13 protein-coding genes are annotated in these 16,499 nt (G+C 69.5%); 7 read left to right on the forward strand and 6 right to left on the reverse strand.

All coding sequences use genetic code 11. From position 1 onward, the window contains the following. Window positions 1-45: 45 nt before the first annotated feature. The 3 genes from guaB to ACFXBC_RS33115 form a co-directional block, all read right to left on the reverse strand. Window positions 46-1,548, reverse strand: a complete 1,503-nt coding sequence (guaB, locus tag ACFXBC_RS33105) for an IMP dehydrogenase (RefSeq protein WP_385033123.1) — start codon at window positions 1,546-1,548, stop codon at window positions 46-48. A gap of 455 nt (window positions 1,549-2,003) precedes the next feature. Further along, window positions 2,004-2,591 (reverse strand): sigma-70 family RNA polymerase sigma factor, encoded by a 588-nt coding sequence (locus ACFXBC_RS33110; RefSeq protein WP_266854188.1) that lies wholly within the window; start codon window positions 2,589-2,591, stop codon window positions 2,004-2,006. A gap of 232 nt (window positions 2,592-2,823) precedes the next feature. Beyond that, on the reverse strand, window positions 2,824-3,435 hold the full coding sequence (locus ACFXBC_RS33115) for a response regulator transcription factor (RefSeq protein WP_003948568.1): 612 nt from the start codon (window positions 3,433-3,435) through the stop codon (window positions 2,824-2,826). Between the two features lie 392 nt (window positions 3,436-3,827). On the opposite strand from ACFXBC_RS33115, the gene ACFXBC_RS33120 reads away from it, so the two are divergent. Next, on the forward strand, window positions 3,828-4,151 hold the full coding sequence (locus ACFXBC_RS33120) for a WhiB family transcriptional regulator (protein WP_250299396.1): 324 nt from the start codon (window positions 3,828-3,830) through the stop codon (window positions 4,149-4,151). A 278-nt stretch (window positions 4,152-4,429) separates the two neighbouring features. On the opposite strand, the gene ACFXBC_RS33125 is transcribed toward ACFXBC_RS33120, so the two are convergent. Beyond that, window positions 4,430-5,320 carry a LysR family transcriptional regulator gene (locus tag ACFXBC_RS33125; protein ID WP_385033126.1) on the reverse strand — a complete coding sequence of 297 codons (891 nt, stop codon included), beginning with the start codon at window positions 5,318-5,320 and terminating at the stop codon, window positions 4,430-4,432. 178 nt (window positions 5,321-5,498) lie between these two features. Between ACFXBC_RS33125 and ACFXBC_RS33130 the strand changes: the two genes are divergently transcribed. Then, complete coding sequence (locus ACFXBC_RS33130) at window positions 5,499-6,272, forward strand: SDR family NAD(P)-dependent oxidoreductase (RefSeq protein ID WP_385033129.1); 774 nt, start codon at window positions 5,499-5,501, stop codon at window positions 6,270-6,272. Window positions 6,273-6,368: 96 nt separating this feature from the next. Here ACFXBC_RS33130 and ACFXBC_RS33135 read toward each other — a convergent pair whose 3' ends face one another. Together ACFXBC_RS33135 and ACFXBC_RS33140 are read right to left on the reverse strand one after the other, a co-directional pair. Further along, window positions 6,369-8,006 carry a right-handed parallel beta-helix repeat-containing protein gene (locus ACFXBC_RS33135; RefSeq protein ID WP_385033132.1) on the reverse strand — a complete coding sequence of 546 codons (1,638 nt, stop codon included), beginning with the start codon at window positions 8,004-8,006 and terminating at the stop codon, window positions 6,369-6,371. Continuing rightward, window positions 8,003-10,231 carry a DUF2264 domain-containing protein gene (locus tag ACFXBC_RS33140; RefSeq protein ID WP_385033135.1) on the reverse strand — a complete coding sequence of 743 codons (2,229 nt, stop codon included), beginning with the start codon at window positions 10,229-10,231 and terminating at the stop codon, window positions 8,003-8,005. The genes ACFXBC_RS33135 and ACFXBC_RS33140 overlap by 4 nt, the downstream gene beginning before the upstream one ends. Window positions 10,232-10,440: 209 nt before the next feature. Here ACFXBC_RS33140 and ACFXBC_RS33145 point away from each other — a divergent pair, with 209 nt between their 5' ends. The 5 genes from ACFXBC_RS33145 (at window position 10,441) to ACFXBC_RS33165 (ending at window position 16,089) form a co-directional block, all read left to right on the forward strand. After that, window positions 10,441-11,574 carry a substrate-binding domain-containing protein gene (locus ACFXBC_RS33145; RefSeq protein WP_385033138.1) on the forward strand — a complete coding sequence of 378 codons (1,134 nt, stop codon included), beginning with the start codon at window positions 10,441-10,443 and terminating at the stop codon, window positions 11,572-11,574. Window positions 11,575-11,772: 198 nt separating this feature from the next. Then, on the forward strand, window positions 11,773-13,092 hold the full coding sequence (locus ACFXBC_RS33150) for an ABC transporter substrate-binding protein (protein WP_385033140.1): 1,320 nt from the start codon (window positions 11,773-11,775) through the stop codon (window positions 13,090-13,092). A 5-nt stretch (window positions 13,093-13,097) separates the two neighbouring features. Then, window positions 13,098-13,985, forward strand: a complete 888-nt coding sequence (locus ACFXBC_RS33155) for a carbohydrate ABC transporter permease (protein WP_385033143.1) — start codon at window positions 13,098-13,100, stop codon at window positions 13,983-13,985. Next, complete coding sequence (locus tag ACFXBC_RS33160; RefSeq protein WP_385033146.1) at window positions 13,982-14,839, forward strand: carbohydrate ABC transporter permease; 858 nt, start codon at window positions 13,982-13,984, stop codon at window positions 14,837-14,839. The genes ACFXBC_RS33155 and ACFXBC_RS33160 overlap by 4 nt, the downstream gene beginning before the upstream one ends. Window positions 14,840-15,060: 221 nt before the next feature. Next, window positions 15,061-16,089 carry a hydroxyacid dehydrogenase gene (locus ACFXBC_RS33165; protein WP_385033149.1) on the forward strand — a complete coding sequence of 343 codons (1,029 nt, stop codon included), beginning with the start codon at window positions 15,061-15,063 and terminating at the stop codon, window positions 16,087-16,089. Window positions 16,090-16,499 lie beyond the last annotated feature (410 nt).

Raw genomic sequence — 16,499 nt, forward strand, 5'->3', positions numbered from 1 at the left:
GTCCGGCCCGCGGGCTTCCGCGGTGGTGCGTACGGTACGTATGCCTCAGCGCCGTGCGTAGTTCGGCGCCTCGACCGTCATCTGGATGTCGTGCGGGTGGCTCTCCTTGAGCCCCGCCGACGTGATCCGGACGAACCGGCCCTTGCTCTCCATCTCGTCGACGCTGGCCGCGCCCACGTAGCCCATCGTCTGGCGCAGCCCGCCGACGAGCTGGTGCAGGACATTGCCGAGCGGGCCGCGGTAGGGCACCTGCCCCTCGATGCCCTCGGGTACGAGCTTGTCGTCGGACGACACATCGGCCTGGAAGTAGCGGTCCTTGGAGTACGAACGGGCCTGGCCACGCGTCTGCATCGCGCCGAGCGAGCCCATGCCGCGGTACGACTTGAACTGCTTGCCGTTGATGAACAGCAGCTCACCGGGCGACTCCTCGCACCCGGCGAGCAGGCTGCCCAGCATCACGCTGTCGGCGCCGGCGGCCAGCGCCTTGCCGATGTCCCCCGAGTACTGGAGGCCGCCGTCGCCGATCACCGGCACACCGGCGGCACGCGCGGCGAGCGCGGCCTCGTAGATCGCCGTGACCTGCGGTACTCCGATACCGGCGACCACACGCGTGGTGCAGATCGAACCGGGTCCGACGCCGACCTTGACGCCGTCCACACCCGCGTCGACCAGCGCCTGCGCGCCGTCGCGGGTCGCGACGTTCCCGCCGATGACGTCCACGGAGACGCCCGACTTGATCTTCGCCATCCAGTTGAGGGCGTTGCTGTTGTGGCCGTGCGAGGTGTCGACGATCAGGAAGTCGGCTCCGGCCTCGGCGAGCGCCTGGGCGCGGTCCAGCGCCTCCGGGCTCGCGCCGACGGCGGCGCCGACGAGCAGCCTGCCCTCGGCGTCCTTCGCCGCGTTGGGGTACTTCTCGGCCTTGACGAAGTCCTTGACCGTGATCAGGCCCTTGAGGATGCCCGCGTCGTTGACCAGCGGAAGCTTCTCGATCTTGTGTCGCCGCAGCAGCTCCATGGCGTCGGTCCCGGAGATGCCGACCCTGCCGGTCACCAGCGGCATCGGGGTCATGACCTCACGCACCTGGCGGTTGCGGTCGGACTCGAAAGCCATGTCGCGGTTGGTGACGATGCCGAGCAGCTTGCCCGCCGCGTCGGTCACCGGGACACCGCTGATACGGAACTTGGCGCACAGCTCGTCGGCCTCGCGCAGCGTCGCGTCCGGGTGCACCGTGATCGGGTCGGTGACCATGCCGGACTCGGAGCGCTTGACCAGATCGACCTGGTTGGCCTGGTCCTCGATCGAGAGATTGCGGTGCAGCACACCGACGCCGCCCTGCCGGGCCATCGCGATGGCCATCCGGGCCTCGGTGACCTTGTCCATGGCGGCGGACAGCAGCGGGATGTTCACGGTGACGTTCCGCGAGATCCTGGACGAGGTGTCGACGGCGTTCGGGAGCACTTCCGATGCGCCCGGCAGCAGCAGCACGTCGTCGTATGTCAGCCCGAGCGTCGCGAATTTCTCGGGCACTCCGTCGACGTTTGCAGTCATGACACCTTCCCCAAATGGCCTTGATCGGTGCGGATGTCCATGCTAACGGGCCGGAGGGGCGTCTCATTCCACGATCAGCCCGATCGGGAATCCTTGGAGGTTTCTACTGACAGCGGCGCTCCCGGGCCCCCGGCCCACCGGAAGCCACGAAGGTCCGCCGCCACCTCCCGGTTACGGCCGCCGGGCGGCTCCGGCCGCTGCCGTGCCTGCCGGTTGACGGCTGCCGGTGAGTGCGGAAGGGCCGGCCGGATCTGTGATGAATGTCCCCGGCGCCCGGGGCCCGGAGGCCCGGCCGAGGGCCGCACGGGGGAACTGCCTGCACCGGGGAGCCGACTGCCTGCGTGGCCCGGTGCCTGCGCCGGACCCCACCGGCTGCGCCGCGCCCCGGCCTGCCCCCGATCCGTACGGCTCGGCGAGTACTACTGCTCGGCCGGTACCTACGGCTCGGCCAGTGCCTACTGCTCGGCCAGTGCCCGCAACCGGCTCAGCGCACGGTGCTGAGCGACCCGTACGGCCCCCGGCGACATCCCCAGCATCTGCCCGGTCTCCTCGGCGGTCAGCCCGACGGCGACGCGCAGCACCAGCAGCTCACGCTGGTTCTCCGGGAGGTTGGCAAGCAGCTTCCTGGCCCAGGCGGCATCGCTGCTGAGCAGCGCGCGCTCCTCGGGGCCGAGCGAATCATCCGGCCGCTCCGGCATCTCGTCCGACGGCACGGCCGTGGAACCGGGGTGGCGCATAGCGGCGCGCTGAAGATCGGCGACCTTGTGGGTGGCGATGGCGAAGACGAAGGCTTCGAAAGGCCTGCCTGTGTCCTTGTACCGCGGCAGCGCCATCAGGACGGCGACACAGACCTCCTGAGCGAGGTCCTCCACGAAGTGCCGGGCATCTCCGGGCAGCCTGTTCAGCCGCGTACGGCAGTAGCGCAGGGCCAGCGGATGGACGTGTGCCAACAGGTCGTGCGTGGCCTGCTGGTCTCCGTCGACAGCGAGATGGACGAGCGCCCCGATGGCCCCATGGGCATTGGCAGCCTCGTCGTCGCGCATCGGTCCATGGTGCCCTGGCACCGGACCGTCCGCTTCACCGCGCTCGTAGTTGTGCACTGAAGCGTTATGAGCAGGTGCGCCGGAACTCATCCGCTGCGCCCTCCCCTCCCGCTCGAACGACTCGTCCCCGAGGAACTCCACACCTCAAGGATGCGGCATCACGCGGGAAACAGAGTTGGGGCGTCCGCCACCCCGTCCGCCATCGAGCGGACGGGGTCCTGCCGGCCATCCTCTAACGAACCAGGCCCCACCGGAAACCGAGGGCCACCGCGTGTGCACGGTCCGAGGCGCCGAGCTTCTTGAAAAGCCGCCTGGCGTGGGTCTTCACCGTGTCCTCGGAGAGGAAGAGCTCCCGTCCGATCTCCGCGTTCGACCGTCCGTGACTCATTCCTTCGAGTACCTGGATCTCACGCGCTGTGAGCGTGGGCGCCGCGCCCATTTCGGCCGAACGGAGGCGCCGGGGGGCGAGCCGCCAGGTCGGGTCGGCGAGCGCCTGCGTGACCGTCGCGCGCAGTTCGGCGCGGGAGGCGTCCTTGTGCAGATAGCCGCGGGCACCGGCGGCGACCGCCAGGGCGACACCGTCCAGATCCTCCGCGACCGTCAGCATGATGATCCGCGCGCCGGGGTCGGCCGAGAGGAGCCGGCGCACCGTCTCCACCCCGCCCAGACCGGGCATGCGTACGTCCATCAGAATCAGGTCCGAACGGTCGGCTCCCCAGCGGCGGAGGACTTCCTCACCGTTGGCCGCCGTCGTCACACGCTCGACGCCGGGCACCGTCGCAACGGCACGACGGAGCGCTTCTCGGGCAAGCGGGGAATCGTCGCAGACGAGGACGGATGTCATGACCGCCCTCCGCAGCTGATGCGCGTCACCTTGAGCCTCCAGGCTGGGTACTAATCGTCACCTGCGCGGTCGACGCCTCTCGGACATGTGCCCGAGCGCTTTTTATTCAACCGCCCACGCTCTCTCAACGATGGTCACTCGAAAGAGTTACGGGCCGGACGGCCGCCTTCGGCACTCTACGTGAGGACTCGGTCGCGGAGGAGAGTTCCACGCCCCATTTGTCTAGTTTGCAAGGTAATGACCCGTTCAGCTGCTTTTCTTCCATTTTGCTGGTGTCTATGACTAGATTCGCAATGAGTCATATTTACATCTACTTACATCGTGGATGGACGGTCGCGGGTGCGGTCGACATCACCGCCCCCGCCTCAGCAACGGCTTCAAGGGGACAAGCAATGGCAGATTTTTCCCGCCTTCCCGGACCCAACGCCGACCTATGGGACTGGCAGCTCCTCGCGGCCTGCCGCGGAGTGGACAGCTCGCTCTTCTTCCACCCGGAGGGCGAACGGGGCGCGGCGCGCAGCGCGCGTGAGACCTCGGCCAAAGAGGTGTGCATGCGCTGCCCGGTCCGCGCCGAGTGCGCGGCGCACGCACTCGCCGTACGGGAGCCCTACGGCGTGTGGGGCGGCCTGACCGAGGACGAACGCGAGGAGCTGATGGGGCGCGCACGCAACCGGCTGATCACCGCCGCGACCCCGAACGGACCGGGGCCGGCATAGCCCTGTAGCGCCGCAGCCTTGAGGGGAAACGTTCCTGCACGATCATCCGTCACCGGTCCGGATGCCTGCATGGCCCCATGACCGTATGCGTACGTACCCCTTTGAATACGCACCTCGGTACGCCCTCTTCAGCACGTCTCCAGCACGTCTCCAGCCCTCTTCAGCACGTCCTCCGCCGCGCCGCCCGCCCTTCGCACCCCTCGCCCCACCCCGGCAGGCTTCCGCTTCGCCGCCCCCGCCCGGAACGGCGGGCAGGCAGGCACGTGGTGATGCGGCGTTCAGCGTGCGGCGGCCCGGGCGAGCCGGTCCAGGGTCGCCGCCACCGCGGGGACCTGGGCGAGGTCCGGGAGTGTCAGTGCGACGATCTCGCGCTGGACCGCCGGTTCCACCGATACCGTCCTGGCCCCCATGGGGCGTACGGACTCGATCGCGAGCTCCGGCAGCACGGCGACCCCGAGGCCCGCGCCGACCAGGCCGATCACGGCCGGATAGTCGTCCGTGGCGAAGTCGATCCTGGGGGTGAAGCCCGCACTCTCGCAGACCTCGACGAGTTGCAGGCGGCAGCGCGGGCAGCCCGCGATCCAGGACTCGTCGGCCAGATCGCCCACCGTGATGGCCTCCGCGTCGGCCAGCCGGTGCCCCGCGGGGACCAGGCCGACCATACGGTCGGTGAGCAGTGGCCGTACGACCAGGTCGTCCCATTCGTCCGTGGCGGGCCCGTACCGGAAGGCGAGCGCCACATCGCAGTCCCCGTCGCGCACCATCTCGACGGAGCGTGGCGGTTCCCCCTCGACCAGGGAGACCCGGGTGCCGGGGTGGGCGGCCCGCAGCGCGGCCAGGGCGGTGGGCACCAGGGTCGAACTGCCGCTGGGGAACGACACCAGCCGCACCCGGCCCGCACGCAGCCCGGCGATGGCCGCCACCTCCTCCTCGGCGGCCGTCAGCCCGGCGAGGATGCCGCCCGCGTGGCGGACCAGCGCCTCGCCCGCCTGTGTGAGGCGCATTTCGCGGCCCGTACGGATCAGCAGCGTCGTACCCGACGACGCCTCAAGGGCCTTCATCTGCTGGCTGACCGCGGGCTGGGTGCAGCCCAGTTCGCGGGCGGCGGCGGAGAAGGAACCGGTGGCGGCTACGGCGCGCAGAACGCGGAGATGACGGGCCTCGATCATGAGCCGAGCATAAGTGCTACTTGGGGCAGACGCCGATTGTCGCTGGTCGGCTATTACCCGGGAGGGGTGCCGGGGAGAGCCCGGCGGAGGACTCGGGGACGGAGTCACCGGGCCGCCCACGGTGACGGCAGGATGCACGGTCGCCGGCCGCGCGGGGCGGGGCACTAACGTTCCGGCCATGACGACAGCACTGATCACGGGCGCGACAGCGGGAATCGGGGCCGCCTTCGCGCGGCGACTGGCCACGGACGGGCACAACCTCGTGCTGGTGGCCCGCGACACCGGGCGGTTGCAGGAGCAGGCGACCGAGCTGCACGACCGGCACGGCATCGAGGCCGAGGTCCTGACGGCGGACCTCGGCACCGACGCGGGCATCGCCCTCGTCGAGGAGCGGCTCTCGGATTCCAGGAGCGCGGTCGACCTGCTGGTCAACAACGCCGGGTTCGGCAACAAGGGCCGTTTTCTCGACGTCCCGATGGCCGAGGAACTGACCATGCTCAAGGTGCACTGCGAGGCAGTTCTGCGGCTGACGTCCGCCGCCGTGCCGGGGATGCGGGACCGCGGTCGCGGTGGCGTCGTCAATGTGGCGTCCGTCGCGGCGTTCCTGCCGCGCGGGACGTACGGCGCTTCGAAGGCCTGGGTCGTGCAGTTCACCCAGGGTGCGGCCAGGGATCTGAGCGGCTCGGGGGTGCGGCTGATGGCGCTGTGCCCCGGTTTCGTACGTACGGAGTTCCATGAGCGGGCGGGCATGGGGACGGACAACATCCCCGGGTGGATGTGGCTGGACGCGGACAAGGTGGTCGCGGCGGCGCTCGCCGATCTCGCACGCGGGAAGTCCCTGTCGATTCCCGACCCCCGGTACAAGGCGCTGATGGGCGCGGCGAAGCTGGCGCCGCGCGGCCTGCTCGGAGGGATTACCTCCAGGACGGGCCGCAAGTACGGTCCGCAGTGACGGCACCCGCGGGTCGCCGGCGCCGGGCCCCGGCTCCCACGTCATGGCGGCTGGTGCCTGGTCTCCGGTTGGTGCCCGGTCCGCGCAGGCGCCTGATCAGCGGTTGACGCCCGGTCCGGCGTAGGCGCCGATGCTGGGAGCGCCGGGCTTGAGCCTGTTGCCGAAGTAGTCCTTCCCGCCGTTGTCGGCGATGGCTGTTCCGGCGCCGATGGCCGGGGAGCCCTTCGTCAGGCGGAAGTCGTCGCGCAGCAGCGGGTCGGATGTGATGCCCCCGGGGTCGGGGCGGGTCATGTCGATCCCGTAGAACGCGTTGTGATCGAGTGCCAGGCCGGCCGTCGGGTGGGAGAAGCCGTAGCCGCCGGTTCCGTAGCTCACGAAGATGTTGTTGCGGATGTGCTGTTCGTGCCGGGTGGTGGCGGGGCTGCTGTTGTCGTCCTGGACCAGGTACCCGGGGATCGTCTCTTTGTTGGAGAACGAGTTGTTGTAGATCTGGGTGTTGAGGATGGGGCCGGCGCAGTTCTGGAGCAGCCGGGCGCCGTCGTTGTGGCTGATGTTGTACCGGGCGACCGTGTCGACCGTCTTCGCCCCGCTGTAGGGGCAGACCAGCAGGAAGCCGCCTTGGTTGTCGTGGCTGTAGTTGTACTGGAAGACCGTGTGGCTGGAGGCGCCGTCCGCGTCGAACGACATGCCGTCGTGGCTGTTCCCGCCGCCCGAGACCTCGTTGTGCTGGATCAGGGTGTCATCCGTGTTGAACGTCCAGATGCCGGCGTTGGCTGAGGGTGAACGCAGCTGGAATCCGTCGACCCGGTTGCGCTCCACGATCGCGCCGCTGGTGGTGTCGAGCTTCATCCCGTCGCCGCCGATGGACTTCAGAGTGTTGTCGTGGACACGGACGCCGGTGGACGGGGTCCAGGGGCCGGGGTAGGCGTTCGGGTCCTGTTGCTCGCCGACCAGATCCCGCTTGGAGAACGTCGACTTGAAGTAGATGCCTTCGCGGTCGACGTTCTCGATGCGGTTGTGGTGGATGTCCAGGCCGTCGTAACTGCTGGCCTTCGCCGTGCCCTCGACGTCGATGTGGATGGCGCTGGAACCGGTGAGTGTCTTGGCATCGCCGCCGCGTACGTCGTGGATGTAGAGGTGGTCGATCTCGAAGCCGTGGGCGGTGCCGTAGTCGGTGAGGCGAAGCCGGACGGCGTTGCGCTCGCTGCCGGGGTCGGCGGCGTTGGTGATCTCCAGTCCGGACAGGTGTACGTACTGGGTGTTGGAGAGGAGTACGGCGTCGTGCGCGCCGGCACCGTCGATCGCGGCGCGTCCGCCGCCGGGACCGTAGGCGGCGATGGTGAAGGGGGCACGGGAGGAGCCGGCCCCCTTCGGAGCGAGGGAACCTGTGCACGTCGCGCCTCGTTTGAGGAGGAGACGGTCGCCGGGGCCGTAGGTGTGGGCGTTGGCCTCGTCGAGGGTGGTCCAGGGGTGGAGTGCCGAGCCGTTGCTCCGGGTGGGGGTGGTTGGCCCGGCGGGGGCAGCGGGGGTGGCCGAACAGTCGACGTGGTAGGTGGCTCCGGGGTGGGGAGCTGCCTGGGCTGGGGTGGCCGGTGCGGATGTGAGCAGTGCGGTGGTGAGCAGTGCGGTGGTGACCAGTCCGGTTGCTGTCAGGCCGGTTGCTGTCAGGCCGGTCGCTGTCAGGCCGGTCGCTGCGGGTGCGGCCAGAGGGGTACGCGCGGGGCGAAGTCTCATCGTTCCTCCGGAGGTTCCGGGAGTTGCAGTACGGCGGTGGTGCCGTCCTGCCAGGTCACGTGGATCGTGCGGGGAGCTCTGACACGGATGTACGCGAGGGCGGCGACGGGGCCGGGATCCCATTCGGCAGTGAGCGAAGCGAGGCTGACGAAGAGCGAAAGGGGCGCGGTGGTGACGCCGTCGAGCGTCAGAATCCGCGAGGCCGGGCCGAACAGGGTGTGGCCTGCGTCGAGTTGGTGTGCCGTTCCGGTGTAGCCGTGGAGGGGGTGGAGCTGGGCCGTCAGAGAGGTGGCCGGCTGAGCGGCCAAGGGGGAGGCGGTCTGCACCGCGGCGGCGGGCGGAGTGTGTGTGGCGCCCTCGCCGGACGGGCTCGTTGCGGCGAGGGCCCAGCCGGTCTGGCGTACGGGCGTACCGACGTCCGCACCGGCCACCAGGTGCGCACGGAGCTCCGCACGGCCGTGGGCCATCGTCGCGGAGACGATCCGTACTCCGGGCAGCGGTGTGGTCACGGAAGCGACCCAACCGGGCCCGGAAGCAAGGGGCGTGGCGGGGCCGCGGGAGGTGGACTCACCATCGATGACCAGGGCGAAGTGGTTGTCGCGCAGTGCGGTCGGTGGGGTCGGTGCGGTCGGTGCGGTCGGTGGGGCCGGTGCGGCCGGTGCCGTCGATGCGGTCGGTGGGTCGACGGTCGTGAATCCGGTACGGGTGGAGTACGCGTAGCGGGAGTATCCCGGTTCGTCGTCCTCGCCGACGTGGTTACTGCCGTGGTTGTGAAGCCGTACGAGGCCGTCTGCCACGGTGGACTGGACGAGCATGGCAGGCGGATCCAGTACGGTCACGGCGTCTTCCGTCTCGGCCGGCAAGGGCTCCTCCACCGCCGTCCACACGGGATGACCGGCGGGCAGCAGCAGCCCCAGAAACCCCTTGGACGCCCAGTAGGGCGACGCGGGGCCCGAGTACGGCTGGACGATCGGATCGTACGGGGCGTGCCAGCCCAGGGTGAGCAGTCCGCGTTCATCGGTCGCGTGACGTCGTGCCGCACGGCTCCGGGCACGGGCGGGCGGGTCCACCGGGGCCGGCGGCTCCCCCGGCCTTGAGCGTGGCTGCGGCGCCTCGTCCCGCTGCCCAGCCACGTCCCGGTCCAGGAAGTACCGCAGGGTTCCGGATGCCAGGCGGCGGGTGGCACCCGGCGTCAGTGGGGTGTGGCCGGTCATTGCCCCGAGCCAAGGGGCGGCTGCGGCGGCGAACCGGTAGCTGAGCGAGCGGCCGTACGGCATGGGCGCACCGTCCGCACCGAACATCCGCGTGTACGCGTCGAGATGGGCGTGCAGCCGCGGCCCGTACCGGGCGAGCAGTTCCTCATCCCTGGCGAGGTGGGCGTGCAGAACCGGATAGAAGTGCATGGCCCACGCGTTGTAGTGGTCGAAGGAACGGTTGGGTCCGTCGCTGTACCAGCCGTCGCCGAGCCACCACTCCTCGATGCGCTCCAGCGCTCGGTCGATCGTCCGCCGTGCCCGTTCGGTTTCGATCCCGGCGTCCTGCAGGAATCCGGCGACGGTGAGGCCGAAGAGCCACCAGTTGTTGTTCACCGGCGACGGTCCGAGCGCGGGCAGCAGCCATTCGACGGCCTGCTGCTGTGTGCGGTCGTCCAGGGAGTCCCAGAGCCAGGGCCGGGTAAGGCGCAGACCGAGCGCTACGGATGCGGATTCCACGACGGCCTGCGACGTGTCCGCCATCCGGGGCCACCGGTCCGCACCGCCGGTGTCCGTTCCCTCGTCCCTCTCCTGCGGGCCGGGTGACGTGCCGGCCGCGAGGCCCTCGGCATAGCGCGGGAGGAAGCCATGCGGATCACGGCCCTCCGCTCCCGCGACCCGGAAGGCGGCGAGAAGCCAGGTGCGGGCGTACCCTTCAAGGCCGTCGGAGCGTGCACCCGACCAACTGGGCCGGTGGCCGGGGAGATTGATCAGACCATGACGGGGCGACGCATAGGGCCGCACAGCCAGCAGCAGTTCATCGGCGGCGGCCTCCCAGTCGGCACGAACCCAGCCGGTGTACGGGCTGAGCCGCCCGGCGTGGCCGGGCGGGGCGGGCTCGGCGAGCCTGGCGGACTCGCCGGGCAGGGCCGGCCGGGCGAGCGGGCTGAACTCGCTTTGCGGGTTTGGCTGAACAGGCTGACCGTTCGGACCGGGGCGGCCGGGTCCGCTCGACGGGATCGGGCTCAGCATGATGCTCCCTGGGGGCGGACTTCGGCGTCGCCCGGAATCCTGAACCCCTGGATGATCGAACGTCAATACAAGAGTGACGAATGATCGAAACTTCCATCGTTCGATCACACTGCACTAGGGTCTGACCGTGGCATTCGCCCGGCCCGGCCCGCCACCGCACCAGCCGCCACCACACCAGCCGACCACCGGACCACGAGGGGACCGCCGCCGTGCGCGAGAGTGCCGACGAACGCCATGACCGACTGCTCGCACTCGTACGGGAGCAGGGATCGGCCCGCGTATCCGATCTTGCGGCGCAGCTCGGCGTTTCCCCCGTCACAGCCCGGCGGGACGTCGAGACACTGGCGGAACGCGGCCTGCTCGACCGCGTGCACGGCTCGGTCTCCTGGCCGCGGCCGACAGGAGCGTCGGTCGCAAAAACCCTGGCCGGAACCGCGGCCCAGACGAGCGGCGGACTTGTTCTCGGGCTGCTGGCACCCTCCGCGACGTACTACTTCGCCGAGGTGATCAGAGGTGCGCACGATGCGGCCGCGCAGGCCGGCGCACGGCTGATCCTGCGGATCTCCGACTACCGCCCCGAGGAGGACAAGGCCCGCACCGAGGGCCTGCTGGCGTCGGGCGCCGAGGGGGTGCTGATCGCGCCGGGCTGGCAGGCGGCGGGCGACCAGGCGGCTTACGGCGACTGGATGTCGGAGCTGCCGGTGCCCGCCGTGCTTCTGGAACGGCAGCCCGCGCTGGGCAGCCCTCTCGACGACATGGACCGGGTCTGTTCCGACCACCGGCACGGAGTTCTGCTGGCCGTGCGCCATCTGGTCCGCCTCGGCCATGGCGCGCCGTTGCTGGTCGCGCGTACGGACAGCCCGACTGCGTTCGCCGTACGGGCGGGGTACGAGGAGGCCCTGGGGGCGCTGGGTCTTGAGCAGCCGCGGCCCGTGATCGATTCGGTGCCGGCCGAGCTGGACCGGGGCCGTTTCGAGGAGGCCGTACGGGCCGTGCAGTCCGCGGTGGCCACTGGGGGCGTGACGGCTGCCCTGGTCCACAACGACGTGGACGCCATTCATCTGGTGCAGCGCCTGGCCGAGTTGGGCGTACGCGTACCGGAGGATCTGGCTCTGGTCGCCTATGACGACGAGGTGGCCGCCCTCGCGGACACACCGCTCACCGCGGTGGCACCGCCGAAACGCCAGGTCGGGCTGTACGGGACCCGGCTGCTGGTCGAGCGGCTGAGCACGGGGCCACGCACCAGGGCGGAGGAGCGCCAGGAGCAGGAGGCCGGTCAGCATCTGGCACTGCTGCCCAGACTGCACGTACGGGCCTCCTGCGGGGCCGCCGCGCCCCGGTAACTCGCAGTGGGTGTCTGAGGTCTGGGTGCCCGAGAGCTGCGTGCCCGAGACCTGAGCACCCCGGACCAGATTCGGACCAGATTTCGATAACACTCTGATCTTTTTTCGATCATTCAATCTTTCGCTCTTGACTTCGGTCATTGCGGGGCCAAGGATCACGGCCAACGTCAATGTCGCCGCTAACTCAGGAGTCTCGCTGTGAGCCGCAGTTGGAGCAGAACGACCCTTTCCATAGCCGGCGCCGCCACCGCCCTGGCCGTCCTCACGGCTTGCGGCAGCAGCGGCGACGACTCCGCGAAGGGCACGGACGGCAAGCCTGTGAGCATCACGTTCTGGGGCTGGGCCAAGGGCTCCAAGGAGACCGTGGACGCGTTCAACGCCTCGCACAAGAACATTCAGGTGAAGTACGAGGAGATCCCGTCCGGCAACGCGGGCGGCTACGCCAAGATCTCCAACGCGGTCAAGGCCGGCAACGCCCCCGACCTGGTCTCCATCGAGTACCCCCAGCTGCCTGAGTACGTCAGCCAGGGCGCGCTCCAGGACATCAGCAAGTACATGACCGACGACGTCAAGAAGAAGTTCCTGCCGCAGGCTGTCGAGCAGACCACACTGGGCGGTAAGAACTGGGCCGTCCCGTTCGACGCGTCGCCGCAGGCCTTCTACTACCGCAAGGACCTGTTCAGCAAGTACGGCATCGCGGTCCCCAAGACCTGGGACGACTTCCGCAAGGCGGCGGAGAAGGTCAAGAAGGCCGACAAGAAGGCCCGGATCGGCACCTTCTTCCCGGACGACCCGACCACCTTCGAGGCGATGGCCTGGCAGGCCGGCGCCCAGTGGTTCAAGGCGGACGCGGACACCTGGAAGATCAACACCACGGACTCCGCCACCACCAAGGTCTCCGGATACTGGCAGGGGCTCATCAAGGATGATCTGATCCGGTCGCAGGCGTCGTTCAGCCCTGAGTGGACCAACTCCCTGAAGAACAGCGGCACCATCGGTTATCTGGGCGCCGCCTGGGGGGCCGGAGTCCTGAAGTCCACCCTGCCCGAGCAGAAGGGCAAGTGGGCCATCGCGCCCATGCCGACCTGGGACGGACAGGCCGCCAGCGGCATGCTCGGTGGCTCCACCTGGGCCGTGACCAAGGACAGCAAGCACGCCGAAGCGGCCGTCGAGTTCGCCAAGTGGATGTCGACCACGCAGGACGGCATCAAGGCCCGTATCGCTTCGGGCACGTCCAGCGCCTACCCGGCCGCGACCGAGCTGCTGCCCGCCGCGAAGAAGGCCTTCGACGCCTCGTACTACGGCGGCCAGGACATCTACCAGCTGTTCGGCACCGCGGCAGCGTCGATCAAACAGGGCTGGACCTGGGGGCCGGCGACCGGCACCACCAACACCGCGATCAAGGACCAGTTCGGCAAGGTCGCCAGTGGCGGCGCCACGGTCACCGGATCGGTCAAGGCCGGCCATGACGCGACTGTCCAGGAACTGAAGAAGCGCGGACTGAAGGTCGAGGGCTGACCGGTATGAAGGCCCGCACCCGCGCCGCCGCGATTCTGCTGACCCCGTTCTTCGTCCTCTTCACCGCTGTGATGCTGGTGCCGATCGGATACGCGGTCTGGCTCAGCCTCTTCACCGAGAAGCAGTCGGGACTGGGGTTCGGCGGCTCCGAGTCCGTGTTCTCGGGTCTCGACAACTATGCGGCGGCGCTGGGTGACCGGGCCTTCCGCGAGGGCTTCGGCGTACTGCTCGGATACTGCGTCATCTACATCCCCCTGATGGTCTGCGGCGCCCTCGCACTCGCACTTCTGCTGGACTCCGCGCTGGCCCGCGCCAAGCGCTTCTTCCAGCTCGCGCTCTTTCTGCCGCACGCCGTACCCGGCATCATCGCGGCGCTGGTCTGGGTCTACCTCTACACACCCGGACTGAGCCCCGTGGTCTCCGCGATGCACTCGGGCGGTATCGGCTTCAACTTCTTCTCCTCGTCGGGCGCTCTCCCCTCCGTCGTCAACATCGCGCTGTGGGAGTGGCTCGGCTACAACATGGTGATCTTCTACGCCGCCCTCCAGGCCATCGACCGATCGGTCCTCGAAGCGGCCACCGTGGACGGCGCCGGCGGCTGGCGCACCGCCGTCAGTATCAAGCTCCCGCTGATCCGCGCCTCCGTCGTGATGGTCGCGCTGTTCACCATCATCGGCTCGCTCCAGTTGTTCACCGAGCCGCTGATCCTCAACAGCGGCGCCGGGTCCGCCGTCTCCTCCACCTGGACACCGAACATGTACGCGTACACGGCCGCCTTCTCCCGCAACGACTACGGGCTCGCGGCGTCCGCATCCGTGCTGCTGGCTCTCACTGCCGCACTGCTGTCGTTCCTCGTCACCCGCTTCACCGGCCGTAAGGGGAAGAACGCATGAGCCCCCGCCCGGCACCGAAGAACCGGTGGCTGTCGAAGACCGCTGTCAACGGCGCGCTGGTGCTCGCCGTCGTCTACATGCTCTTCCCGCTCATCTGGCTGGTCACTGCCTCCACCAAGGACACCGGCGGGCTGCTCTCGGGCAACGCCTTCTCCTTCAAGGGCTTCAACCTCGGCCAGAACATCTCCGATCTGACGTCCTACGGTGGCGGCGTCTACTTCCGCTGGTACGGCAACAGCCTGCTGTACGCGGGTGTGGGCGCCGTCCTCTGCTCGCTGATCTGCGTCGCCGCCGGATATGCCTTCGACAAGTACGAGTTCCGGGGCAAGGAGAAGCTCTTCGGACTCGTCCTGCTCGGTGTGCTGGTGCCGACCACCGCACTCGCACTGCCGATGTATCTGCTCGCGAGCAAGATCGGCATCGTCAACACCTACTGGTCGGTGCTGATCCCGGTCCTGGTCAACCCGTTCGGCGTCTACCTCGCCCGGGTCTTCAGCGCCGGCTACATACCGAACGAGGCGTTGGAAGCGGCCCGGATCGACGGGGCCGGTGAGCTTCGGACCTTCTGGTCCATCGGTATGCCCATGATGATGCCGGGATTTGTGACGATCTTCCTCTTCCAGTTCACAGCGATCTGGAACAACTTCTTCCTCCCCCTGGTCATGCTCTCGGACCGCGATCTCTTCCCGTTGAGCCTCGGCCTGTACTCGTGGAACACCAACACCCATGGCGAGCCGAGCTTCTACCCGCTCGTGGTCACCGGCTCCCTCCTCGCCGTCATCCCCCTGATCGTCGCCTTCGTCTCCCTCCAGCGGCACTGGAAGGCGGGCCTCACCGCCGGAAGTGTCAAATGACCGCCGCCGTCCGCCCCGGCCCGAGCCACCACACCCGAGCCGCCCCCACCCGGGCTGCCGCGGGGGGGGGGGGGGCCCCCCCCCCCCCCCCCCCACCCCCCCCCCCCCCACCCCCACGGGGCGGCCCCGTGTGTGGGCCCCCCCCCCCCGGGCCGCCACAGACCGGGCCGACTCCTACCGGGCTGCGCCCGGAGCAACCGAGAAGGAGCACTGGGACCACCATGCACCACGCCACTGACAATCGGCCGGGTGTCCTGCTCGCGATGGCTCCGGGCATCGTGGAACGACTTTTCGCCGAGCGCCACCACGTCCGGCTCAATGCCCTGGCTCGTACGGACAGTCGACTGGTCGCCCACGACCTGGCGCACCCCACGGCCGAGGTCGCCACAGCGCTCGCCGAGGCCGAAGTCCTCCTCACCTGCTGGGGTGCGACCCCGCTCACTCCCCGGATCCTGGATTCCGCGCCCCGGCTCCGCGCCGTCGTCCACGCGGCGGGCTCGGTCAAGCACCACATCACGGAGGCGTGCTGGGAACGCGGCATCACCGTCGCTTCGGCCGCCGCGGCCAATGCGCTGCCGGTGGCCGAGTACACCCTCGCCGCGATCCTGCTCGCCAACAAGCGTGTCCTGCAGTCCGCCCGCCGGTACCGCGAGATGCGCGGCGACCAGGACTGGCGGGACGAGCTGGACGGTGCGGGCAACTACCACCGCACCGTCGGGATCATCGGAGCCTCCCGGATCGGCCGCCGGGTGATCGAGCTGCTGCGCCCCTTCGATCTCCGGGTCCTGCTGTACGACCCGTACGTCGGTACCGCCGAGGCCACCGCGCTCGGTGTGGAGCCGGCACCGCTGGACGAACTGTGCGCCCACAGCGACATCGTCAGCGTGCACGCCCCGCAGCTTCCGGCCACCCGGCACATGATCGGAGCCCGCCAGCTGGCCGCGATGCGGGAGGGGGCGACGCTGATCAACACGGCCCGTGGCTCGCTGATCGACGAGGACGCGCTGCTTCCCGAGCTGTCGAGCGGGCGGCTCCACGCGGTGCTGGATGTGACGGATCCCGAGACCCCGTACACGGACTCCCCGCTCTACGACCTGCCGAACGTCCTGCTCACGCCACATGTCGCAGGATCGCTCGGGGGTGAGCTGCACCGGATGGCCGACCAGGCTCTGGATGAGCTCGAACGGTACGCGTCGGGGCGGGAGTTCGCGGATCCGGTACTTCCCTCGGACCTGACGCACTCCGCCTAGTCGAGGACAAGGCGGGACAGAAGCGGGGCGAGCCGGGGCCGAACGGGCCAGACCAAGCCGGGCCTGGGCCGGGCCTGGGCCGGGCCTGAGCCGGGCCTGAGCCGGGCCTGGGCCGGGCCTGGGCCGGGCCTGAGCCGGGCCTGAGCCGGGCCTGGGCCGGGCCTGAGCCGGGCCTGGGCCGGTCCGGGCCCCCGGATCCCGGGCCCGGACCCTGACCACGAGCCGTAGTCCAAGGCCTGCTCCCCGTACCCCTACCCCTACCCCTACCCCAAGGCCCCTGCTGCCCAGCCCCCGTACCGCCTGAGACCCGTCCCGTAACACCGCGAGGCCCGGCGCCCCCCAAAAATGGAAAGGGGGCCCGCGCCAGAACCGGCGCCAGGGCACCACCCGAGCGGTGGGGCCGGACAAGG

Origin of the sequence: Streptomyces sp. NPDC059398 (genome assembly GCF_042751845.1) — a bacterium.
Taxonomy (GTDB): Bacteria; Actinomycetota; Actinomycetes; order Streptomycetales; family Streptomycetaceae; genus Streptomyces.

Excerpts from the sequence above, each read along its gene's own strand:
- guaB (WP_385033123.1), bottom strand. The coding sequence starts at position 1,548 with ATGACTGCAAACGTCGACGGAGTGCCCGAGAAATTCGCGACGCTCGGG.
- ACFXBC_RS33110 (WP_266854188.1), bottom strand. The coding sequence starts at position 2,591 with ATGCGCGACGACGAGGCTGCCAATGCCCATGGGGCCATCGGGGCGCTC.
- ACFXBC_RS33115 (WP_003948568.1), bottom strand. The coding sequence starts at position 3,435 with ATGACATCCGTCCTCGTCTGCGACGATTCCCCGCTTGCCCGAGAAGCG.
- ACFXBC_RS33120 (WP_250299396.1), top strand. The coding sequence starts at position 3,828 with ATGGCAGATTTTTCCCGCCTTCCCGGACCCAACGCCGACCTATGGGAC.
- ACFXBC_RS33125 (WP_385033126.1), bottom strand. The coding sequence starts at position 5,320 with ATGATCGAGGCCCGTCATCTCCGCGTTCTGCGCGCCGTAGCCGCCACC.
- ACFXBC_RS33130 (WP_385033129.1), top strand. The coding sequence starts at position 5,499 with ATGACGACAGCACTGATCACGGGCGCGACAGCGGGAATCGGGGCCGCC.
- ACFXBC_RS33135 (WP_385033132.1), bottom strand. The coding sequence starts at position 8,006 with ATGAGACTTCGCCCCGCGCGTACCCCTCTGGCCGCACCCGCAGCGACC.
- ACFXBC_RS33140 (WP_385033135.1), bottom strand. The coding sequence starts at position 10,231 with ATGCTGAGCCCGATCCCGTCGAGCGGACCCGGCCGCCCCGGTCCGAAC.
- ACFXBC_RS33155 (WP_385033143.1), top strand. The coding sequence starts at position 13,098 with ATGAAGGCCCGCACCCGCGCCGCCGCGATTCTGCTGACCCCGTTCTTC.
- ACFXBC_RS33160 (WP_385033146.1), top strand. The coding sequence starts at position 13,982 with ATGAGCCCCCGCCCGGCACCGAAGAACCGGTGGCTGTCGAAGACCGCT.
- ACFXBC_RS33165 (WP_385033149.1), top strand. The coding sequence starts at position 15,061 with ATGCACCACGCCACTGACAATCGGCCGGGTGTCCTGCTCGCGATGGCT.